General features: G+C 40.9%; 16 protein-coding genes. 6 read left to right on the top strand and 10 right to left on the bottom strand.

Annotated elements, in window-relative coordinates; genetic code table 11:
* Positions 1-12 precede the first annotated feature (12 nt).
* From LQ188_RS04315 to secA, 4 genes are all read right to left on the bottom strand, one after another.
* Positions 13-1,809 (bottom strand): LTA synthase family protein, encoded by a 1,797-nt coding sequence (locus LQ188_RS04315; RefSeq protein WP_230176137.1) that lies wholly within the window; start codon positions 1,807-1,809, stop codon positions 13-15.
* A gap of 76 nt (positions 1,810-1,885) precedes the next feature.
* A complete protein-coding gene (locus LQ188_RS04310; protein WP_157831066.1) occupies positions 1,886-2,041 on the bottom strand; it encodes a hypothetical protein in 156 nt (51 codons plus the stop codon).
* 12 nt (positions 2,042-2,053) lie between these two features.
* The gene (locus LQ188_RS04305; RefSeq protein WP_101223788.1) at positions 2,054-2,503 is read right to left on the bottom strand and encodes an SLAP domain-containing protein; all 450 of its coding nucleotides are present in this window, start codon (positions 2,501-2,503) and stop codon (positions 2,054-2,056) included.
* Positions 2,503-4,878, bottom strand: a complete 2,376-nt coding sequence (secA, locus tag LQ188_RS04300) for a preprotein translocase subunit SecA (protein WP_230176136.1) — start codon at positions 4,876-4,878, stop codon at positions 2,503-2,505. Before secA ends, LQ188_RS04305 begins: the two co-directional genes overlap by 1 nt.
* 254 nt (positions 4,879-5,132) lie before the next feature.
* Here secA and LQ188_RS04295 point away from each other — a divergent pair, with 254 nt between their 5' ends.
* Positions 5,133-6,548 (top strand): alkaline phosphatase, encoded by a 1,416-nt coding sequence (locus tag LQ188_RS04295; protein ID WP_230176135.1) that lies wholly within the window; start codon positions 5,133-5,135, stop codon positions 6,546-6,548.
* A 340-nt stretch (positions 6,549-6,888) separates the two neighbouring features.
* Here the strand turns inward: LQ188_RS04295 and LQ188_RS04290 are convergent, their stop codons facing one another.
* From LQ188_RS04290 to LQ188_RS04280, 3 genes are all read right to left on the bottom strand, one after another.
* A complete protein-coding gene (locus LQ188_RS04290) occupies positions 6,889-8,958 on the bottom strand; it encodes a SpoIID/LytB domain-containing protein (protein WP_230176134.1) in 2,070 nt (689 codons plus the stop codon).
* Positions 8,959-9,216: 258 nt separating this feature from the next.
* On the bottom strand, positions 9,217-11,223 hold the full coding sequence (locus LQ188_RS04285) for a penicillin-binding transpeptidase domain-containing protein (protein ID WP_230176133.1): 2,007 nt from the start codon (positions 11,221-11,223) through the stop codon (positions 9,217-9,219).
* Positions 11,224-11,617: 394 nt separating this feature from the next.
* Complete coding sequence (locus LQ188_RS04280; protein WP_230176132.1) at positions 11,618-13,054, bottom strand: hypothetical protein; 1,437 nt, start codon at positions 13,052-13,054, stop codon at positions 11,618-11,620.
* A gap of 458 nt (positions 13,055-13,512) precedes the next feature.
* Here LQ188_RS04280 and LQ188_RS04275 point away from each other — a divergent pair, with 458 nt between their 5' ends.
* Positions 13,513-13,656, top strand: coding sequence for a hypothetical protein (locus tag LQ188_RS04275; protein WP_157831067.1), 144 nt, complete (start codon positions 13,513-13,515; stop codon positions 13,654-13,656).
* 28 nt (positions 13,657-13,684) lie between these two features.
* Here the strand turns inward: LQ188_RS04275 and LQ188_RS04270 are convergent, their stop codons facing one another.
* Positions 13,685-14,002 (bottom strand): hypothetical protein, encoded by a 318-nt coding sequence (locus LQ188_RS04270; RefSeq protein WP_230176131.1) that lies wholly within the window; start codon positions 14,000-14,002, stop codon positions 13,685-13,687.
* Between the two features lie 548 nt (positions 14,003-14,550).
* On the opposite strand from LQ188_RS04270, the gene LQ188_RS04265 reads away from it, so the two are divergent.
* From LQ188_RS04265 to LQ188_RS04255, 3 genes are all read left to right on the top strand, one after another.
* Complete coding sequence (locus LQ188_RS04265) at positions 14,551-15,444, top strand: tetratricopeptide repeat protein (RefSeq protein ID WP_101223796.1); 894 nt, start codon at positions 14,551-14,553, stop codon at positions 15,442-15,444.
* A gap of 699 nt (positions 15,445-16,143) precedes the next feature.
* Positions 16,144-17,769 carry a hypothetical protein gene (locus tag LQ188_RS04260; RefSeq protein ID WP_101223797.1) on the top strand — a complete coding sequence of 542 codons (1,626 nt, stop codon included), beginning with the start codon at positions 16,144-16,146 and terminating at the stop codon, positions 17,767-17,769.
* A complete protein-coding gene (locus tag LQ188_RS04255; protein WP_230176130.1) occupies positions 17,762-20,734 on the top strand; it encodes a DEAD/DEAH box helicase in 2,973 nt (990 codons plus the stop codon). Before LQ188_RS04260 ends, LQ188_RS04255 begins: the two co-directional genes overlap by 8 nt.
* Positions 20,735-20,892: 158 nt before the next feature.
* Here the strand turns inward: LQ188_RS04255 and LQ188_RS04250 are convergent, their stop codons facing one another.
* Entirely contained in the window at positions 20,893-21,501 is a 609-nt protein-coding gene (locus LQ188_RS04250; RefSeq protein WP_101223799.1) for a LysE family transporter, read from the bottom strand.
* A gap of 124 nt (positions 21,502-21,625) precedes the next feature.
* Here LQ188_RS04250 and LQ188_RS04245 point away from each other — a divergent pair, with 124 nt between their 5' ends.
* A complete protein-coding gene (locus LQ188_RS04245; RefSeq protein WP_230176129.1) occupies positions 21,626-23,071 on the top strand; it encodes a PLP-dependent aminotransferase family protein in 1,446 nt (481 codons plus the stop codon).
* Positions 23,072-23,205: 134 nt separating this feature from the next.
* On the opposite strand, the gene LQ188_RS04240 is transcribed toward LQ188_RS04245, so the two are convergent.
* A complete protein-coding gene (locus LQ188_RS04240; protein ID WP_230176128.1) occupies positions 23,206-23,622 on the bottom strand; it encodes a hypothetical protein in 417 nt (138 codons plus the stop codon).
* Positions 23,623-24,005 lie beyond the last annotated feature (383 nt).

The following is a 24,005-nucleotide window of genomic DNA, read 5'->3' as shown; positions in this document are numbered from 1 at the left end:
GGATGGCTTTTATCAGTCATCCTCTTTTTTTTCACCTTTTGTCTCTTCCTTCATTTGTTTAAAGTAATCAGAGCGTATCACTTGATCACTCAGATCAATCTCCTTTTGGTCTTCAGGTGAAAATTCTTCGACCTTACCTTCCCCATTTATTTTCATTTGAGTACCATAATCCCCTTTTAATATCAAAGCATCACCATTTTCGCCATTCAGCATGCTCTCTCCAAAGTATGAAGAACTCTTAATATTGAACAGATCATATAGAGTTGGTAAAATATCGATTTGGCCCGCTACCTTATCAATCGTTCTCCCTTTCATATCCTCCTGATAAATGATCACAGGAATTGGCATATATTTTTCAATCCACTCTTCATCGCTAATTTTACTACCGTAATACGCTTCTACCTCGTGTTTATCTTTTAAAAATAGCCCATCATGATCTCCGTAAATGACAATCACGCTGTCTTTCAATTTCCCGTCATCCTTCAACCTCTTTACGAAATCCCCGATGGCTGAATCTGTATAATGAATTGCTTCAAAATATTTAGTCAGGTAACTGTTCTCTTTTCCAACTTCAGACTTCAATGTTATCTGTTCCTTTGGCAGTGAAAAAGGTACATGGCTGGTCAATGTAACGAAAAAAGCGTAATAGGGATTTTGTTTATCTTTTAGGAAATCATAGCTTTGATTGAAGAAACTGCGGTCTCCCACCCCCATCGAAATCATCTGATCTTGCGACATATCCTCTATGGAAAGATAGTCATCAAACCCTAGCGAGGGATATGCATGCTGCCTATTCCAAAAGTCTTCTTCATCTCCGTGGAAAGCAAAACTTTGATAATCCGACTTTTTTAATTCCTTAGCAAGACCCGGAAAATCATTATATGGGAATCGAAAAAAGGTCGCACCCTGCTTTAAAGGAAATAATCCGGTATTCACGATAAGCTCTCCGTCAGATGAATTCCCAAATACCGTCTGTGGATAAACATGGGGGAAGTACAACCCACCTTTCGCCAGTTCATTCATGAATGGCGTGACCTCCTGCCCGGCACTGCTTTGAAATAGCGGAAACGCCTGTAAAGATTCCACCTGGATGATAATGAGATTCTTCCCCTCCAAGGAGCCTGAATGCCCGTTTCCCTTTCTTTTCTTTTTATTGAAGTAATCAGAAACGGCCATCTTTTCTTGTGAAGACATTCCATGCCTTCCCGAGTCAGTAAAGTAGGCATACGTATCCAATGCGTGATGACCGATCGGGCCCCAGTTTCGCAAGAAGGTATTTGCCTCATAACGCCTGGTTATATCTACTTTGTCGATAAAGATGTTCTTGACCGGCTTCAAACCTGCTATCATCAGGAATATTACGACCGGGACGAGTGCCATATGCTTGAGGGGGTATTTTTTCTTCACAAATGACTCAGCAATTGGAATGCCTGCCAGAAGAAAGATTGCATCCTTCATTTCCATCATACTGAATATACTTTCACCAAGCCCATTCAGATTGCTTTTTTGCATCCACATATAGGATGTTATAGGTGTCGAATAATAACGGTAAAACCAGATGTCCCCAAGGAAAAAGACCATGATCGAAAGAAGGAAAACTGAAAAAATGATGCCCTTTACGATTTGATTCGGTATCCATTCCTTCAGATAAACAATAAAACCGGAAACACCGATGATTATCGTAATTATCCCAATAGAAAGATCGTTACCCATCCTATCATTCGTATAAATGAAAAGTATGGCCACGATTGAGAATGACAATAACTCAAATAGTCTCTCCTTCAATCGTTGATTACGGTTATTCTTCATGCTCCTGCCACTTTCCTCTTCATTATTTCCAAGCCTTAGTTAAGCCTGATTGCGGAAGATTACTTATAAATATTACTTAGCGTTGCCATTTATGAGAAATTGCACACAGAAAACGGCATAAATATTTGGCACTAATGACTTCCTTTATAAACAAAAAGCCTTCATCACTAACAGGATGAGGGCTTTGCTTTGGATCTCCGGCAAAATAGCTGCCGGTTGCCGCTAGACTCATGCGGGTACTTCCCTATGTTCTCTTCCATTCGAAAGCAATCTTCCAACCTTCATCAGGAATCGATTCCGCCAACATATCCCCTTCCTCGAATAAGAAACGCCAGGGGATGCTTGAAAGTGCTGGAAGCTCACCAAGCTCTGAAAGATCGAATGCCTTTTTTGCGAGGAATTTTCCATCTCCATCAACTAACAGTAAATCCACGATATCAAAACTGACAGCTTTCTCTATTGAATTTCGTAGAAAAGCCTCTATGATTACATCATCTTCCACCCTAGTCAGCTTGATGCCGGATAATGAAATTTGGTTCGGTTTTAATGCAGGAAGCCTTTGATGGTGGAATTTATATACATATTCCTCTTGCTTGGAAACTTCCCACCCCTTGTGAAACATCAAGGAAGTATGAACGGTGTCATCCTGATCTGATAACTTTTGTGTATTATCCCTTTTTTCAAATAAACTCATCACTCCTCACCCTCCAAAGCAGCTTCATCTTCCTGATTGCTATTCATATATTCCATAAAGCGGATGCTTATCTCCGACTCAATTTTACTTAATAGAAGGTTAAATTGATTGAGAGCTTCTTTTTCAAACAACGTATATGGGTCCTGCTGACCATATCCGCTTAAACCAACGCCTTCCTTCACACTGTTCATTTGATCCAGGTGGTTCATCCAATTTGTATCGATATGCTGCAGCATGAAAGCGCGCAACTGGTTTCTCCATTCTGCATCGTCCTGAAAGATCACCAATCTCGATTCCAATTCACCTAAAGCATCCAACGCTTTTCCTTGGATTTGGCCATCTAAATCCTGCAAATCACTTGCCTGCCAACCTAACGACTGGAAAACAGGGGAAAGCTCTTCAATTAAGGCAGAGGAATCAGGTTCCATCTTATGTTCAGGGGAATATTTCACTGTGAGCCGAGTAATGTATTTTTTGATATATTCAAGTAAAATGGCCGACATCCGTTCAGGCTCCATTTCAAGAATACGATCTCTCATTGCATAGATGATTTTACTCTGCTCATTTAATGCATGCTCTAACTTCAATAAATGGTAACGGCTTGATTGATGCATTTGCTCTACCGTTTCCTGAACCAATTTAACGAATTTATCGGGTGCAGGGCTCAGCACCAATCCATTTTCATCCGTTTTGATTTTCTTGATATAACGTCCGATTTCTTCTTCATCATAGTAATCAAACAAATCATCTTCCAAAGAAATGATGAATTGTGTTGAACCAGGATCACCCTGCCGGCCGGAACGTCCTCTTAGCTGCATATCGATCCGACGGCTCTCGTGTCGCTCCGTACCGATAATATGAAGGCCGCCCAATTCCTTGACATCATTTCCAAGTATTATATCCGTTCCTCTACCAGCCATGTTCGTAGCCAGCATCACTTGATTTTTTTGCCCGGCATTCGCGATGATCTCCGCCTCATCCTCTTCCGTCTTCGCATTAAGGATTTGATGTTTAATTCTCCCCTTCTCTAGTTGAACCGAAATTTTTTCAGATTGCTCAATGGAGGTCGTCCCGATCAGAATGGGTCTGCCTCCATCATGAATCCGTTTTACTACCGTGACGATTTTGTTGATTTTGCTTGTTTCATCTTTATAAATCAAATCAACCTCATCAACTCGAATAATAGGCTCATTAGTTGGAATTTCAATGACTGGGAGCTGATATATTTCCCAGAATTCAGACTTGGATGGCATGGCACTGCCTGTCATCCCAGACATTGAATGATATAATCGAAAATAATTTTGGACAGTAATCATAGCCTGTGTTTCATTCTCTTCGGAAATCTCCAAGCCCTCTTTTGCCTCAATCGCTTGATGAAGCCCTTCACTGAAACTTCGCCCTTCCATCACCCTGCCTGTGAATTTATCGATGATTGCAATCTTTTCATCGACGACAATGTAGTCGACATCCAATTTCATGATTGCATGGGCTTTTAGCGCCTGTGTAACATTATGTAATAGCTCTTGATGCTCCATTCCATACAGATTGTCGATACCAAAGGCCGCTTCAATCCTGGAAGCCCCTTGATCCGTGAAAAAGACGGACTTTGAATCGATGTAAATCTCGTAATCCTCATTTTCTACAAATGACTTCATGATTTGTGCCGTGATCTGGTGAAGCTCGGTTCCGTCGCTTGCCCTGCCCGCAATGATTAATGGTGTCCTCGCTTCATCAATCAAGATGCTGTCAATCTCATCGACAATGGCAAATCGGTGTCCTCTTTGAACCTTGTCTTCTTTTCGGTAGACCATATTATCACGCAAATAATCAAAACCGAACTCTGTTGCCGTCCCATACGTGATATCTGCGGCATACGCATTACGTTTTGCAGAAGTCCCCATTTGGGAAATGTTCAAACCAACCGTCAGTCCTAGATATTCTAGAATTTTTCCCATCAACTCTTTATCACGTCTGGCCAAATATTCATTGGCCGTAATAATATGCACACCATTACCGTACAGTGCATGTAAATAGCTAGGCAAAGTGGAGACAAGCGTCTTCCCCTCGCCCGTATTCATTTGTGCAATGCCCCCTTCACTCAGGACAAAACCGCCTGCAATCTGAACATCATGGTGCCTAAGATTCAATACTCGCTTGGAAGCCTCCCTCACGACCGCAAAAGCTTCGGCTTGTATATCCAATATATTGTCACCAGCATCCAATACGCTTTTAAATTTATCCTTCATTCCGCTTAATTCCAGATCTGAATATCTTTCATATTTACCCTCTAGCCGATTCACTTCTTCTACCAACTTATAAATTCTCTTCAAGTCTTTAGAACCTTCTTTGAAGAACTTTTTCATACTAGATAGCATAGGGTTCTCTCTCCCATTATTTGAATGACCTTTAGTGAAATTATATCAGTTAAGTATTTACTGTTTATAAATTATCAACTTCATATTGTAATTATATAGAAATTCTTTCTTTTTTTGAAAGATAAATTCGCAAAAACCGACTGGTTGCCGGTAACAGTGCTAAAAAGATTAGCTCCATCCTGAATATCAGGGAGGGGTTTTTTTATCGATTTAGACAAATAATAGGAAGACTTTCACCCAATGGAGGATTACAGATGAATAAAAAATCCAGACATAAACCACATCGCTTTGGATTATTCGTTCTTATGATTTGTTTTATTTGCATGAGCTCCCCTATTCAAGCAGAATCAAAAAATACCCCCAAGAATGTCATATTGCTGATTGGCGACGGCATGGGGTTAGGGGCGATAGAAATTGCCCGGCAATTAGAATATGGAAAGACAGGTGCACTACATTTGGAAAAACTGGAGCATGTTGCCCTGATGCGCACGTATTCCGCCAATAATTACGTCACTGACTCGGCAGCAGGAGGATCCGCGATTGCCACTGGTATAAAAACGAACAATGAATCGATCGGAGTCGATGCCAATGGTTCCGAGGTCGATAGTGTATTGGATGCCTTTCAGAACAATGGAAAAAAAGTCGGGATCATCTCAACCAATATGGTAGTCGATGCCACCCCCGCTGCCTTTGGTGCAAGTGTTCCTAACCGCTGGACAGGCGGCGCAAATATCGCGAGGCAGCTCTTTGATAACCGGATCGACGTCATCCTCGGCGGAGGTGCCAGCTATTTCGAGGCGGATAAGCAGAAAGGCGAGGATTTAATCGGTAAATTTAAACAAGCTGGCTATGGGATTACGACGACTAAAGAAGAACTTAGTTCCATAAATAAACCGGAAAAACTTTTAGGGTTATTTCACCCTACCTATATGAATTTTAAACTGGATAAAGAAGTATTACATTCTCAAGAGCCATCTCTAACCGAAATGACATCCAAAGCGTTGGATATTTTATCACGGGGTGATAAGGGATTTTTCTTGATGGCCGAAGGTGCGCGTATTGACCATATGGAGCATGCAGCCGATATCACTGGAATATGGAAAGAAACGATTGAATTTGACCAAACGGTGAAAGAGGTTGTAAATTGGGCAAAAAATCGAAATGATACGTTGATCGTTGTACTTGCAGACCACGAAACAATGGGGACCTCCGCTTCTGAAACAATGGATATCACGGCATTAAAAAAAATCAGGGTTTCATCTGAATATATGTCCAAACAGCTTACATTCGATAAAAATAATGAAATCAATCCAGAAAGCGTCGTTTCCACATTCAAAAAGTATGCACATATATCCCTTACGGATCAGGAAGTCGATCAATTCATCGATAACGTAAGAAAAAATAAAACGCTTGTCTATCCACAGCATCAAATAGATTGGGAAATCGGAAGCACCATCGCCAGGCATTATAAGGCGGGTATAGCTGATCGAAGCATACGGGCGGCCAGTTCCACAGGAGGGCACACAGCCAATATGATTCCCGTTTTCGCTTCGGGTCCAGGCAGTGAAGCCTTTGATGGAGTCATTGAAAATACGGATATTTCGAAAATCATCACAAAAGCCGCCGGTGTTCCGTTCACACCCGGGCAGCATAAAACAAAAGAGGAATGACATCATTACATTTCTTCCTCATTAACCGTCTGGATTTTTTCGATATTCCTTTCTTTTGAGATGTTTACTCAAGTTTTGGGGCATTTCTTTGAAGTTTTGGAGCATTTACTCATGAGGTTGGTGAATCTGCTCATTGATCTGCGATTTACTCGTGAGTTTAGTGCTTTTACTCGTGAGTTTGGTGCTTTTACTCGTGAGTTTGCGCCCTTTACTCGTGAGTTTAGTGCATTTACTCGTGAGTTTGCGATTTACTCGCGAATTCGTGCTGTTTTCTTGTAAGTGTAGTGCTTTTACTCTTTATAAGGTCAAAAAAAGACGCCATACATGGCGTCCTACTCATTTATTTTTTTATGTGCTTTTTTAATACATACCCAATTTGGCTTCCCTTTTTCACTTTATACCATTCATCTTGTTGAGCCAGTATCGTTACGGCTTGTTCCCTGTGAAGAGTGCCAATCGTTTCAGAAGCTGCATTTCTACTTTCTTTAATAGATAATTCGTTTGCTTTCACTATTCCCGTCGTCTTCCTAATCGAGATTTTCGTTGAAATGGTTTTCTGATTGTCACTCTCATCCTTAGCGGAGATTTTTACCGTAAATATCCCGTTGGACATATTTTTGAAATCCCAGGTTGCCGATTGACTGCCTTTATGGAACTGCCTTTCAGAAAGGATGCCTACAATCTTACCTTTACTGTTCTTGATTTCCACCGTTACATTAGCGTTTTCATTTATTGAATACGTTATGTTCGCTTTCTCGGTACTGTAATCACCCGATGTTTTGACATCCGTGATTTTAGGTGCCGACGTATCTCTACTGATTTTTATCGCCATTGTTTCCAAACCTTCATTCCCGCCTCGTTCCATTGCTGATAATTCTGCTTCATATGTCCCGTTACTTACCGCTATTATGTTCCAGATAGCTGAATGGGTACCCTTTTTCATTGTTTGATCACGGACTGGGCTAGCTAAGGCATTACCTTTCCTATCTTTAATCGTGAGAGTTACCACAGCATCTTCTTTTAGGGAGTATGTGATTCCAACCTCATCATTTAAATGATCCGTCTTCGCTTTCATGTTTACTGAATTCGGTTCTTCCTTTACAACAATATCCGTTTTAGATCCAGCGCCTGGTCCATATTCCTTTTCTATAATTGTGTCAGGATAATAAAAACCCAAAATATCTTGATATGAGTGTCCAGCTTCCGCTCTGTTTTTCGCTCCAAACTGACTTAGTCCTACCCCATGCCCATATCCTGATCCTTCGATTGCAATTTTGGAAGGATCGGAAGATGAACGGTCAACCAAATAGCTTTTCATCACCTCTTGCCCCACCATGCCCCTGATTTTGGAAGCCGCTACATTAGTAAGCTTAACCGTTTGCTGCAAAAGTTTTCCCCTATCATCAACGAGATCCCTTACATAGAAATTCATTTGTATGGAGCCTTTCGTAACCCGACCTCCCGTTTTTTCATCTGTAAAAGTTAACAAGGGAATCTCCGTTATTTTAATATCTTTCTTCGCATATCCATTATTCGTCAGCCAAGCCTTAAGCTTCGGCACAACCGTTTTATCCTTTTCCTCTAGACTTGTCCACCATTCTTCAGGTTTAGATAAATCCATTTTTGACAGGTCGATTTGCTGCTTGTCCAGCGTTATCGACCAATTGGTTTTTGAATCATAGAAATCTTTTTTGATAGATAAATATGCAAGAGGGTTGCCTCTTGACCAAACATTTGAATTCGATTCGGTCATCCCTCCATTGCTTGATGAAAAGAACGCTTCGATTATTTCGCCATCATGTTTGATTACCATGCCCTTTGTCTGATCAATGGCTGAATCAGTTCGATAATGACCGGCAGCCCCGCCATATACTTGGTAAGAAACTGTATCATCAATGATTGACGATTGATGGCGAAGTGCATACGTCCGGGCGGCAATCGCCTGTGCTTTTAAGGCTTCGGCATGCCATAGTGCGGGCATCTCCAGCGGGACAACGCCCTTTAGATAATCTTCAATGTAAACAGCATTGATTGGCCGGATGTAACCGTCCTCCACTGTAAATGTCATTGAGCCTTGATACGGACGGCCGTTTATGGACAATGAAGCTTCAGGTTTAACTGGCATTACCTTAAAGGAAGCATAAGATCCCGTTTTCTGAGAACCTTTGTAAACGGCAAGTTCAGCCGACTCCGCTTTCAGAGTCAGACTTTCACCCGCCTTGATGAATATCTCTCCCCCTGAATTACGGTAGTCCCCGGTTGCCGTTATTTTAACACTGGTTCTATTCCCCAAATAATTCTTCAGTTTCACTTCCATTGTTGTATTCTCTTCCACAGCCGTTGCTTCATGAGAAGGAAATCCAAAAAAAGTGATAAAGAAAGCGATAAACAAATACTTTAAACTTCTCATTCCCCTTCATCCTCATTCCTTTTCTATTTATCTTTTCAAGACTTTTGAATTAACCCTGTTCAATCTATTGGCATGAGAAAACTATTTACTTGTAGGTTACTGAACTCTCTTTTTACATTCTGTATGTACGCCGCATTATCCTTCAAATCCGGCTTTATTGTGTAATCGGAATCCACAACCAAAATAAAAGCAGGACATGGAAGAAACCATGTCCTGCTTTTATTTTGGTAAATGCTTGCTGATGGGTGACTTTTTTCTTTACTTCAAATACTTCTTCAACACCGGTTTCATTTGATCGACAACGACATGGCTGCCGCCTCGGCCTTTTACATCTTCAATCATCCATGCCATGAGAAGTTCCGGGTCTTCTGTGTCCATGGCAACGAACCAGCCATTTTCTGTTCCGTCCGCATTTTTGGATGCCTTGATTTCAGCAGTTCCTGTTTTAGCAGCGATTTTGATGCCAAGATCATCTATTCCATGTCCGCTTCCCTTAGGATGTTCCACTACTTGTGTCAGCATCTTGGTGACCTGATTTGCTTGGTCAGCTGATATCGCATTTTCTTTCCATATTTTCTTTTCTATTTTATCTCCTGTTATTAACGAAGGTGCCGGGATGTTCCCTGCATTCAAAAAGGCTGAATAGGTCATGGCGAGATGAAGCGTACTCATTTGGACTTGCGCTTGACCATATCCAGCGTCAGCCAAACGTCCCTCACTATCGATCTTACCGATGCTCGATGCTTTGATCGGATAATCGTAATTCAAAGGCTCATCAAATCCGAATGCCTTGAGTCCATTTGTGAATTTTTCCTTACCAAGCCCCAGAGCTTTTTGGGCAAAGTAAATATTGTCTGAATAAATTAAAGCCTTTTCCATATCGATTGGAACCCCAGGGTCCGAAACCCTTGTAATGGAATGATCTTTCCATGTCGATTTGGCCCATGTTTTCCCTTGAATATTGATCGACTCTTTCGGATCCACGCCATTTTTCAAAGCGATTGCCGCAGTGATGGCCTTAATGGTTGAACCAGGTGCAAACGTCGAACTGAAACGGTTCAAAAGTGGTTTTTCCGGGTCTTCTTCAAGCGCTTTTTGTTCCGCTTTCGTTATTCCGAAAATATATTTATTAGGATCGAATGACGGACTTGAAACAAGTGCAAGCGTTTCGCCTGTCTTCGGATCAATTGCCGATGCCGATCCGGCTTCGTTCTTATATTGTTTGAAGATATCCTTTTGAAGCTCGGCGTCGATGGTCAATGTAATTGTTTCTCCCTCTTCAGCAGGCTTTTCAGCAATCACTTTTTCTTCGCCATCTTCTGCTCTAATAAAGATTTTACCGCCAGGTTTGCCTTTAAGCCGCGCTTCCAAAACTTCCTCAAGACCGCGTTTGCCAATAACATCACTTGCTGTATATCCTTTTCCTTTCAATTTCTCCAGATCTTCGGCCGATGCCTCACCGACATATCCAATTAGATGGGCAGTAGCCTCTTTATATGGATATATGCGTTCTTCCGTATTATTGACAGATACACCAGCAATGCTTAATAGCTTTTCCAAGGTTGCATTATTATCATTTGACATTTTCTTGATGGGCACGAAATAGCTTGGCTTTACCCATGTTTGTTTTAATTTCTGATTCACTTCGTCGGTGGACATATTAAGGATTCCAGCGACCTTTTTAACCGTTTCGGATTCATTGGCCATTTTCTCTGGCACGATTCCCACTTCTGCAACCGTTCCATTCATGGCAAGGCCGCGTTCATTTCTATCGACAATTTCCCCGCGAATGGCTGGATACGATTCAACCGATACCTTCTCGCCAGCTTTCAATTGAGGGAATATGTAGCTTTCATCCCACTTGATATACCAATTTTCTTCCTCGCCTTCCCCTTCCTTGACAAGTGTCGCTTTATGATCAGAGCTGACAGCACCCGCCATAGTGGACATATCAACGGTATATGAAAGGCTTACCTTTTCCCCATCTTTATGGTCTTTCTCTTCTTTTGGCTGTTTATAGTCCACCTTTAATTGGTCGGCTTCTATGCCCGTATAGATTTTCTCATAACGCTTAGCAAATTCATCCGCACTGATTTTCTTCTTTGTCTCAGGCGACAGATACTCGTACATCTTAGCAAAATCCTGTTTATTCCAAAGCTTCGTGTATGCCGCAAAGCGATCTTCCGGACTTGGCTCATCCGAGCAACCGGCCAGAAACAATACGCTCAACAACAATAAGCTGGAAACTAAAGCTAGTTTCTTCATGATTTCCTCCTAATGAATAGTTAGAATGATATACCTATAGTTTAGCAAAATATTAGGGGAATGGGGGATTTTACATGCCGAATTTCTTCATTTTTCTAATTAACCATGTTTTTTCTAAAACAAAAGTCCTGTACATTATGTACAGGACTTTTGTTTTAGAAAAAATAGATGAAGGTCCAGTTCACAAAAAAGATCAAGTTGATTTAAGGAATCAGCTCCCTTTCTGCCGGGTCTGCTAACAATCTAAAGAGGGTTTCAACCAAGGAAACCCGCAGGCGGAAAGCGAGTGCCTAGAGGCAACGTTCAAAATTGTACAAACCCTAAAAAACGTAGGCAAACTCAATCTTCATCGAGTTTGCCTACAGCCTGGGTCATGTACATAATGTTCAGGATTCTAGAGCATTCTTTTTTTTCGGCTTTTTTTCTCTTGGAGCCATTTTTTCAGGAAGATAAAGCCCAGGATGGCCGAAATGATGAGACCGCTTGTCGTTACAATGACAGCTACCCATTCGTATAAGGTGTAATCCATATACGCTTTCCATGGTAATTTCCCTTTCCAATCTTCAATATATAGATTCATTCCGAATATCCCGGAGACTACCGTATAAATCGTTAGTATTTGCAAAAGATAATTACTTCTTTTCCCAGACAGTTTATCCTGATTTTGATAAAGGTAGGAAAGTGTTTCCTTCACCTCACTGTAGAGAGGGGCAATCCTGAAGGCTTCATCCGTTTTTTTGAAAAGCTCTTTACCGATTGCCGTACTATTCACTTCAGTGAATAAGTACTTTGCAGAAAACTGAGTGATCATGAAAATCAGCTGTTCTGTATCCGATTGATCTTTTTCCACATCTATCTGGGAATGTTCATGAGCCAATTTGAGCAGTACGATTTTATAATAGAAGAAAAGCAACAATGAATAAAAATGCTGGCCATACATTTCGCTTGCCAGTTCCTGTTCCAGTTTACCTGTCGCTTTCGTGACACACGCGAAATGATACATGCTAGTTACATAATAGGTTTCCTTGCCCCACCTGTCATATACTCTTTCTTGATAATACTTTTCTATATAATCAGGATTTAATGCACCTATATATGGTTCACCATCATTGTCATACCCGTTCAGTTCACTGATCCGGAATAAGTCATTTTTAGATATATCACGATCCTCAGGGAATGCCGTATAACTGATCACGTACATCCTTTCATCGATGAAGAAGGGCAAACTGCCAAAATAGGTCGGGTCCGCTTGTTCTTCATCCATATATTCCTCAATTGGCGGCAATAGTTCATTGAAGATGAAATCCTTCACTTGTTCATACTGATTTTCCCGACAGCCGACTTTCGTTTTTTCCTCATCATCAGCAATCGGTTCAAGGATTCGGAATGTATCGCCAAAATAGAGCACATCATCATGTGAAAGCCCTTCAGGTAAAGTAACACGAAGATTCATCATGCCAATATGAAATGGGCATATGAAGATATCGATAGAGTTAATAATAAATGGGGTATTTAGATAGGGTGATTCGAAGGTACAATCAATATCCAGTTTTTTCGTGAAACGCCGCAAGCCTTCCTTCTGTTTGGCATTACTCGGAAATAAAATTGGCTCGATGTAAGGCATGAAATACTTTTCCAGTTTACGGTGCGAAACTTTATGGCCACCGTAAAATTGATTTTGTTGTTCCATATCTTTCAAGTTCAAAAAAACGAAATTGTCCTCAAACAACTTTTCCACAAACTTTTCAATCTTATTTCCTTCAAGCGTAAATGGAAAAATGTACTGCTGGAAAGTTCGCTTCGTCGGATCATTCTTTACTTTCACATCCATAAAATATATTCCTCCGATTAAACTGCGATTAACACAGGTTTAATTCATCTTGTTTCTTATATTTACCCATGTATATACAAACAAAACGAAACATATTATAGAAAAAAGTGGACAAATTATCCAAATAAAAAAGATCCCCCAAGCATATGCATGGGGGCCATCGAAAAGAGTTCTTCAACCCTCTTCACTTTAGGGTACTAGAAACTGATGTTTCTAATGAAAAATCCGATATTCGGACCATTTTAACATTTATTTTAAGTATGATAAAATACGAAATTCCTCCATATTTGGGCTTTACCTCTTATTATCATCTAATAAATCCTTATATACAGGGAATCACAGAAGAAAATATAACTACAGGAATATTTGCAAGATCTTCTGTTCATCCCTTTATCATTAAAATCACGTTTTAACTAAGAAAAAAATGGGTAAATAAAAAAAAGCAAAGGAGAGACATCATGAAATCCGATAGCAATAAACAACACTTTAAATTTTTTGAAAGAACAAATAACGCTAAACCAAGTAAGCGGAAACAAATGAGCGATTTCATTAAAAAGAAAATGAATGCTCAAAACAGTCATTTAAATGGAAAAAACTCATGACATGTGGGATGTCATGAGTTTTTATCTTTTAAAATGCGATTTCATTACCTTGAAGGTTGTGCTTCACACATTTCTTGATACCGATTACATTCAAAAAATGTTGAATCTTCTCCATCGAGGTCGCCTGATATTCATCTACAATGGAAAACTCTTTAAGATAAGCGATTTTTTCTTGTACATCTGTATCTATATGATCTTGGCTGGATTCTTTATCATCTGATTTTTTGCATGTGTACACCACAGCTTCACCAATTTTCCTGGTTGCCTTATCAAAATAAAAAGAAAACACAATGGCACATTCATCATCGTAAAAAGAGGGTTGAACTTTCATATTAATATCAATCATTAACCTTACACCTCTCTCCGTTTTGTTATATACACTATAACAAAAGCATTAAAAGGAAATAGGCGTTACAAACTACGCTCACGTTTCTTCAACACCTACCAAATGGACCTTACACCCCCCATTCATAGATAATTATAACTACAGGAATATGCGCAAAAGAATAATCATCATTTAATAATAATAAAAAAAACATCTTCAATTGAAGATGCTTGAATGATTGATAAGAAGCTTCATTTATTTATTTATATAAACCTGGAAGTTCTGCGTAAAGGCCTGGTAATTCGCTTGGGACAATAACAAAAGCAGCGATGATAAGAAAAGATACGACTAATGCTTTAGTACTTTTTTTCATAGGTCATTCCTCCTTTTCTTTTAAAAAAATATTGGTTAAAATAGAAAATAATTCTATAGTTATATTTAACCACAATTCTTAAAGTCATATATTTCGACTAAAGAATCTATTTAAACCGTTCAGGACCTGTACATACCGCTTTCACCGATTTTTCATAACAAAATATAACTCTAGGCATATTTTAAGGAGAATCAAAATGGATTTTTTTGCAGTTGGACAAAAGATCAAAGAGCTACGTAAACAAATCGGGCTTTCCCAGGAAGAGTTGGCAACCGGTATTTGTACACAAGCACAGATCAGTAAGATTGAAAAGGGCGATGTCTATCCATATGCATCCACTCTCTACTTAATTTCCCAACGTTTAGGCGTTGATGTAAACTATTTTTTCGATATTGGAATGACCCCTAGGCTGGATTACGTGGAAGAAGTGATTTATCAATTAAAAATAGCCAGAAGAACCCGAAATTATGAGGAAATGCAGCAAATTGTAAAGGCTGAGGAAAACAGTCCCCTCTTTCTTCAAAATAAAAAGAATCATCAATTGATTCTTTGGCACAAGGGAATATACGAATATGAAAAAAATAAAGATTTAGATAAAGCCATAGAATTCATCAATAAGGCCATCTCCATTACTCATACGACCGATAAAATTTATTCGGAACGGGAGCTTGAAATCCTAAGCAGTCTTGGTGTAATGTATGTTGCCGAAGAACAATACGAAAATGCATTTGCCTTGTTAAGGAAAGCTTTAGATCACTTGAAAGCCCTGCCCTTCTTGACGGATAAAACGCTAAAGACGCGCCTATCCTATAATTTTGGCAGAGTGCTAACACGCCTTGGCCGATACGGAGAGTCCATTGCCTGCTGCCAAGATGCCATAAAGTGGTGCCTCGAACATGATCAATTATATGCTTTAGCGGATTTACATTACCATTTAGGATACAATTTTGAACTCGTAGGTAACTTTGAAGAGGCAAAAGAGTACTTGGAAAAATCTGCGTTTCTATTCAAATTACAAAAAAACCATACCTTTGTTACATTCATCAACAAAAAGCTGGACAGTTGGAAGAACGAAATGAAAATAAACTAATTCTATAATTTGGAGCCATTTCCCCGGGAATGGCTCCAAATTATAGACAAACTCGATGCCTCCAGTCACTCGCTTTCCGCGGGCGGTCCGTTCTCGGGTCCTATGCGCCTGCGGGTCTCCACTTGACGCTCTTCCCCCGCAGGAGTCTCGCACATTGTTCCAATCTACTTTGTATTAAATTTATATATAGAACCCCTTTTGTCTACAAATTGAGCCATTCAACAGGAGTATATAATTTCTCACACTCATCATTTCCAAAACCTCTAATCTACATTTTAAATTCCAAGCCAAAATGAAGTATAATAAAGAGATGCTTCAAAAAAGCAATTTAAAAAAAGATTCCTGCCTCATCACTTGGTATTGTGAAGCGTGATGAGGATGAAGGATTTGAGGCATATTAAAGTGATTGCCAGTTATTCCTGTTTATATCCGAACCGCTTATATTCAAGGGGATTTTTGACGATATTGACTTTTACAGGGTTTTTATGAATATACGGCTAGAAGCATTGATGGTTTGTTCGATTAAATGGATTAGAACGTAAAGAGAACGGCCATAGTCCGGCATTCGATCTGGGATGTAATTTATGCACCCAAAGAAATAAGCCCAGGCGGGATTACGATAAGTTAAAGAACTGATGGTTCATGATCATACAAAAATATAATTTTGGTATACAGGGCTTGTCCCTGAAGGAGGAGAGTATGGAGCGGGAGTTGTTGTTAGTTGGGGAGCGGCTGGCGGAATTTTTGGAGGCCGGGGATCCGGAAGATTCGGATGTGGTGAATCAAGGGCTCCAGTTATACCGTCAGGGGCTCGTTGATATTAAAGAAGAAGCGGCGGATACGATTGCAGCTGAGGTACAGGATGTGACACGCTTTAAGGCCAGGCTGAATCTGCTCTTCCCTCAGGATGGAAGCTGTACATGTGATTCAAGGTTCATTTGCCGGCATCAAATGGCCGTTTTCTTTTCTGCATATTCTGAACACGCTAGTGTTTCCGAATGGCTGAGCGATTGGAAAGCACCAAAAAAAACCTCAACGGCCCAAGCACTGCAGCAAGTGAAACCGGCAAGTGAATTACTTAAACAGGCGGCAGGGAAATCCATCATCTTAGATAAAAGCTATCCATCATGGAAGCAATTCGTGAATGATGAATTTGCTGAACATGTGGAGCCTCATATAGGCGAGGCTACTTATATGATTGAAAATCACATACAAACTTACTTTAAACGCCTTAGCTCAAAAGCTCCAATGGAAAGGGAATGGAAATTACTTTATCATTTCGTTACCCAATTTTGCACGATGCAGCAGACACTGAGAATGATTCAGCTGCATAAAAGTGAGACGCAAACGATCAGGGTCTTTTATGCACTTGCCGTCGACCTTGCAGAGGAGCTTCATGAAACGGTACAGCCGCTTAGCAGGCAAGCGAGGCCCTTCGCCTTTGATCCCTTCGTTTTTAGCATCAAGGAAGATGTAGCTAAACTGCTGGATGGAGGAGAAGGCCTCGAATACGAAAAGATCGACCTTTACCGGGAGATATGGAGCTACTTATTCTCCAACTCCTCATGGCGTAAAGAGGAACTGGAACGAATCAATAAAGAACTTCCCGAGAAGTATATGGGCACCACTGAGAGGACGTCCTATTCCCTCGCAGCGATTCACCTATCCCTTTTGGAGAACCATGATAAACAAGCGATTGGGCTTCTTCATGAATTGAAGAACGAAGCCTGTCCATACATTTTTTATTGGCTGAATCTCTTGGCTGAATCCGACAACCGGGCACGGGCTATCCCTTTCATTGAATTCATCAATAATAATGTCCAGGAGTTCCTTGCCGGTTTATCCGATTATTATAAACGGGTAGATTTCGTCCGTACCTTTACGACTTTAATTAACAGTTGCTGTTATAAATTAAAACGGACCGATTTGCTTGAGAAATTTTACAGGGCCACCCTTCCGCACAGCTATTGGAACTATGCAAACTTCCTTTTTGAACAAGGACAATATAAAAAATGGGTGGAGATGCATATTTACTCAGAAATCAGCATTGACTTAATCAGCAGTGAATCCATCAAAGAAGTGGTCTCAAAAGAACCGGAACTAATCCTGCCGCTTTATTATCATGCGGTCCAGGAAAAAGTTTCTTTGAAAAATCGGCCTGCTTATAAGCAAGCTGTCCGTTATTTGAAAAGGATGCGCACCATCTATAAGAAGAGCAAAAAGGAAGACGTATTCGAACGTTATATACTTTATGTAGCAGATTCGACCAAACGGCTTCGCGCTTTCCAAGAAGAACTAAAAAGGGGTAAGCTTATCGATGTTTAATCCAGGGAAATTAAAAATCAAAATAGCCGCTCTCGAAAACGGAACTTACGCCCTTGGTGTCGTCAATGAAGAAAGTACCTTCCTCACCACGAATTATATACGCAGGCTGTTATTCAACTGGGATGACGCAAGCTTTTATGGCACTAAAATGACTACGGATATAGTGGATGGAAATCAAGTATTCATTCTTGACGCTTGGGGACTTCTCAATTTTTTTGCGAGGGAAAGCTTCAACTCCTTCATAGAATGGGAATGGTCCGAGATATCCTCCCTTTGCCTGTCAGCAGCTCCCGTTCTTCATGAATCCATTGAAGCTGGAATCCCCGTACCGGATTTCACCAATCTTCAATTGGACTCCATCGGCTGGAAGCTGCCGGAGGAAGTGGAAGAGGAATTCGTCCCTTCCTTTTGGGAAGAAGAAATATCTTTGGATCTTCCTTCACCTGAACTGGAAACCAACCGTACTTTTATCGAAAAGTGGTATAACGGTGCCGCTAATATGTATTTAAAAAACTATTCACCCATGCAGCATAAATGGAGTGAAGCCGTCGGGGCATTAAAGGATACTCGACTTTCTCCCGAAGAATTGCAGGCCTTTTTTGACAAGGACAGCTGGCAGGAATGGCTCGGTACCCTGCCCGATCCCAAGCCATTCACTATAGGTCTCCGTTTAACTGAGCCTCCAGATGGCAACGGGCCTTGGATGCTCGATGTTACCCTTCGTTCCAAAAGGGATGAGAATATCATTGAAACATATACAGGAAAAAAACTTCCGCGCGGCTGGAATAAGTATGCAAGTGATGTGGTGCGTGCTACGAAACGCTGGCAACTCGTCGTGCCCTGGCTTGGGGAGAATGGCCGTCTGAAAAGGGAGATTTCAGAAACGGATGCATGGGAGTTCTTGACCGATGCAAGCGAAAAGCTCCTGTTTCTTGGCGTCGAAATTCTCCTTCCATCGTGGTGGCTTGCCTTGAAGGAGTCCTCATTGAAGGTCAAAGCGAAAGTGAAGAGCCAATCGAACCGCGGCCCTTCTTATGTCGGGTTAAAAGCTTTAATGGACTTTGATTGGCGGTTCTCATTAAATGGCAAGGAGCTCACTGAGGCGGAGTTCGAGGAGCTCGTCAATGAAAAAAGGCGGCTTGTCTTCATCCGCGGCCAATGGGTCAAGCTTGACCCTGCTTTCATTAAGCAAATTCAGGAGCTGATGGAAACAGCGAATGAAAAAGGCATCCAACTGACTGACTTGCTGCAGCAGGAACTGTTGAATGGCATGAATGAAGATGGCGATGTCGATTCTGAAAACGACGAAATGCTCCGGATTCAATTTGAATTGAACCAGGAGCTCCGTAAAATGGTGGGAAGGCTCCGGGAAACCAAAAACATATCCATCCTGCCCGTCCCTAATGCACTTCAAGGTGATTTACGCCCCTATCAAAAACTGGGCATGAGCTGGCTCCTTTTTTTAAGGGAGCATGGTTTTGGTGCTTGTCTAGCCGACGATATGGGACTTGGAAAAACCGTCCAGATGATTGCCTACCTACTTCATGTTAAAGGCAAAGAAATGGTCGGTAAAGAGCTGCCCACTGGGCCCAAGGATGAACAAAAGAGTGAACCGATCATCGTCGAAGAGGATAGTAGCGCGGAGAGCAGTGATGAGGGTGAAGTCATTACCACTGCCCCTGAATCCGTCCCTGTACAATCGGCGCTCATCGTCTGCCCGACATCGGTACTTGGCAACTGGCAAAAAGAATTGGAAAAATTCGCTCCATCACTTAAAGTTCACCTACACTACGGATCGAATCGTGCTAAAGGTGAGGCATTTACTAAACTGGCAGCCGATCATGATATTGTCTTAACATCATATGGACTGACCCACCAAGATGTGGCTGAACTGACCTCCATCCATTGGAGCAGTGTTATCCTTGATGAAGCACAAAACATCAAGAATGCCCAAACGAAGCAATCCAAAGCGGTCCGCAAGCTAAATGGCAGACATCATATCGCCCTATCGGGTACGCCGATGGAAAACCGTTTAAGTGAGCTATGGGCGATTTTCGACTTCATCAACAAAGGTTATCTCGGAACGCTAGGTCAGTTTCAGGAAAAATATGTGGCGACCATCGAGCGTGATGATCAGAAGGATAAAATCAAGGAATTGCAGCGTTTGATACAGCCATTTTTGCTTCGCCGTACAAAGCGTGATAAAGAAGTCGCTCTTAATCTTCCGGATAAGCAAGAACAAAAGGAATTCGTACCGCTTACCACCGAGCAAGCATCGTTGTATGAGCAACTGATTAAAGATACATTCACTGATATCGAACAACTATCTGCCTTTGAAAGAAAAGGCATCATCCTCCAGATGCTGAATAAGCTAAAGCAGCTTTGCAATCATCCAGCTCTTTACTTAAAAGAAATGGAAAAGGAAAACATCATGAAGGCACCAAACCGATCTGGCAAACTCGAGAAGCTGACCGAGCTTATCGATGCTGTCCGCGAACAGGATGAAAGCTGTCTCATTTTCACACAATATATCGGGATGGGCAATATGATTAAAGAATTGCTGGAAAAACGATATGGCTTTGAAGTGCCATTCCTGAACGGGAGTGCGAACAAGAAGCAGCGTGATGAAATGATCACGCGGTTCCAAGATGGGGATTTCCCTATTTTCATACTCTCGTTGAAAGCAGGCGGCACTGGGCTTAATCTTACAGAAGCAAACCACGTGATTCACTATGATCGCTGGTGGAACCCAGCTGTTGAAAATCAAGCCACCGACCGTGCTTACCGAATTGGGCAACAGCGTTTCGTTCACGTTCATAAGCTAATCTGCACAGGGACCCTGGAAGAAAAAATCGACCAGATGCTTGATAAAAAGCAAGCCCTGAACGACGAGATCATCAGCAGTGACAACTGGATCACCGAACTTTCCACAGAGGAAATCAAGGACCTGGTTGCTCTTCAATAAACCCGCTCTCACGATTTGAAGAAGAATGAGGTCAGGTTGTTAACTTTTAAGGAAAAAAAGGGGAATGCAATTCAATATGCATTCCCCTTTTTTATACATAAGCGTCCTGTAACTTTATTGAATACCTGGTATGGCCAGGTTCAAATGCATGTCTTTTATCAAAAAATCGATTTAACCATATAAAGAGCTGTGATCCAAATGATGATTGCAGAAATTTTATTTAATATTCCAAGGAATTTACCAGATGTATCAACCTTTTTCAGCAATCGTCCCGCAAGACATAATCCATGGAACCAGCACCATGACACAAAGATGCACGTTGCGGTGAAAATCATTTTATCTTTTCCTGAATAAACAAGTGAGCTCGAACCGATTACACCTATCGTATCCAAGATTGCATGCGGATTCAGTAATGATACGGATAGCGCAAATACAATTTGTTTTTTGGTCGACATCTGCATGGATTGGGCACCTGACTGTGAGTTCGATTTGGCAAACCAAATCTGAAAACCCATATACAATAAAAATATAACTCCGATTATGATTAATGTAAGGCGCAACCAATCATATTGCATGACAACCAACGAAACACCTAAAATAGCTAACAAAATGAGCAGTGTATCACAAATTGCAGCTGTTATCGTTGCTGGCAATGCTTTTTTTATTGTAGGTTGGATTGCTCCTTGATTAAAAATGAATACATTTTGCACTCCCAACGGAAGTATCAGCCCCAATGCCAATAATAATCCATGAAAAAATGGCCCCATACGAATACCCCCTCCTTTCAAATTCAGTATAATGAAAAAAACAAAGGAATTGACCATCCAATTGGTTGGCTTTCAAACCAACCAATTTATATTGAATACAGAACATGAAAGGAGTGGTTTTCGTATGTTTATCGAATGGAGACCAAACCGTACTTCCGACCAATCACTTCACCTGCAAATAGTGGATTGGATCAAACAACAGATTACACGAGGGGAATGGCCAGTAAGTACCAAGCTTCCATCACAACGTTCATTGGCCGACTCATTTGGGGTAAACCGAAGTACCATCATCACAGCCATTGATGAGTTGATTGCTGATGGATTATTGGAAACTAAGGTTGGGTCCGGCACATTCGTTTCCAATAATACATGGAATGTGCTCGTCTCAAGCAAACAGCCCGACTGGAAAAACTATGTCCGGAATGGACTCTATGAACCTAATTTAAAAACGATTCAGGACATTAATCAGTATGAAACGGACACTGCCATCATCAGATTAGGCACGGGCGAACTATCTCCAGATCTATTGCCTGCAAAACAAATCGAAAAGACGTTGCGATCCACTTCTTTTGATGCCCACTCTTTAGGCTATTCCGAACCCAAGGGTGATAAGAGACTTCGTCAATGTATAAGTGCTTATTTAGAAACAAAAGGGATCAACGCGAGTCCCAGCTCCCTCATGGTCGTTTCTGGCGGGCTTCAGGCACTCCAGTTGATATCAGTCGGTTTACTTCAAAAGGGATCGATGATTTTACATGAATCCCCTTCCTATTTAAATTCCGTTCACCCTTTTCAATCTGCGGGCATGCACTTAGTAGGTTTATCAATACAAGGCCGGGAAAGTATCCCGACACAAATAAAGCACATCAACGGAAGGAAGAAAGCGTCACTATTTTATACTGTTCCAACGTTTAACAATCCAACGAATACTACATGGTCAAAAGAAGAAAGACTTAACCTCCTATCACTATGCAAAAAGGAACAGATCCCGATTATTGAAGATGACGTATATAGTGATTTGTGGTTTGATAATGAACCACCGCCTCCATTAAAATCCCTTGATGCAGATGGCCTTGTATTGTATATTGGCAGCATGTCCAAAACATTAAGCCCAGGATTGCGTATCGGATGGATTGCTGGCCCAATAACTGTGATTGAACGTTTAGCGGACATTAAAATGCAAATGGATTATGGTTCAAGTGCACTTTCCCAACACCTTGTGGCGGAATGGTTAGCAAATGGGCAATATTCAAAGCATTTAGAGTGGCTAAGGCATGAGTTGATAGGACGCAGAGATTTTACATTAACTCTTCTCAATCAATATTTTAAGGGATTGGCTGAATGGCAAATACCTCAAGGCGGATTTTATATATGGTTAAAATTATGTAAACCAATCGTGAATTCAAACCTTTTCAGGCAAGCGTTAAAGGAAAACATACTTCTTAATCCGGGATACATATACGAACCAAATAACCATACACATATACGGCTTTCATATTCATACGCCTCGGAGGAACAATTAGCTTATGGCATCCAAACCCTTTCAAAGATCATTCGGCGGTTGGTTTGACATCTTGAAAGATTGGAGAGGCATTAATGGAGCTGCCGTGGCAGCTCCATCCTTATTGAGTAAAGTAACTTTTCGTATGAATTATTCGGAAATCTCATACCTTACAACGTCCTGCCTAAAAATGTTAGGGATTTTCATGGGGTAGCAGCTTTCATTTTTACGTTCCGCTCTTTTTGCTGGATGATGAAAAAAGAATGGTGATAGCCATGATTGATCATGATATGATCGAGGATTGCAGTAAGCGCCTCACCCTTATTCGGCTGATATGTCTCTGAACTTTCTTCAATGATGATTTTTTCTTGGTGGGGGTCATAATTAATAGATGTTTTAGCACCTTCTTCAAAAAAAGAAAGGGTTACCTCCTGACATAGAGGAAAATCCTGATAAGGTGAATCAGAGCGGAGATCCTTTTCAAAGGGAGAATGGACGTGCTGAAGTGCATCAAAGAAACTCGGTTTTGTAAGATATGACCTGTCGCTTCCTTTCCTTTCGAATTTCACTGTAATTGCAATACTAGTTACTTTATTGCTAGATTTCTTCTTATAATTCATAGATACCCTCCTTCCAATAAGACCTTTATACCTAATTCTTTTATCCTATTCGATATACCTGCCGGATAATGAAAAAACTTCCTCACTAAGAGATTTCCATATTAGCACGGTGAAAACGCAAGGAACTACACCATAATCTACTAAAGAATTCATTCATCAAATCCATACTCGGGAAAGCTTATTATGCAAAAACAGCCCTCTTGGATAAGAGGGCTCATACTGTAGACAAATTCGAACGAGTTTGCCCGCAGTTTTTTCTTTGAAAACGTTCAGTTTATTTCAGAAATCCGCTCCCTTTCCGCCGACTGTCTGCCAAGCGTCTGTGGGGTCTCGGCTAGCCAGTTATTCGGAAGGAGTGTCGCAAATTTCTTCAATTTAATGGT

It is taken from the genome of Peribacillus sp. Bi134, from assembly GCF_918698065.1.
Lineage (GTDB): Bacteria > Bacillota > Bacilli > Bacillales > DSM-1321 > Peribacillus.
Note: the sequence above shows the minus strand (reverse complement) of the source record. Positions and strands in the feature narration are given on the sequence as shown.